The organism is Streptomyces beijiangensis, assembly GCF_017315755.1.
Taxonomy (GTDB): Bacteria; Actinomycetota; Actinomycetes; order Streptomycetales; family Streptomycetaceae; genus Streptomyces; species Streptomyces beijiangensis.
In genome coordinates, this window is sequence record NZ_JAFLRJ010000953.1 from 1 (window position 1) to 240 (window position 240).

Genomic DNA, 240 nt, shown 5'->3' on the forward strand with positions numbered 1-240 from the left:
GTGTCGGCCACTTCGGCGGCCACGACATCATGGCGACCTTCTACGCCGTCACCCCGCTCGCCCCGGCCGCCGAGCATCGCTGGACCGCTCACGCCGGAGGCCGAAGGTTCCAGACGTACGGTGTCCAGGACCGTCAACTCCCCGTCGGGGCGCCGCACTTCGAAGTCCGAGGCGAAGATCTGGTACGCGTTCCGCTCGCCGCGTGCCAGGCGCCCGGCCATCACCGCCTCGCCGGCGAGC

The 240-nt window shown here is 71.7% G+C and carries 1 protein-coding gene; it reads right to left on the minus strand.

The features are described from left to right. The coding region (locus tag J0695_RS40045) for an urease accessory protein UreD (protein WP_206969731.1) at window positions 1-240 on the minus strand (240 nt) is incomplete at both ends.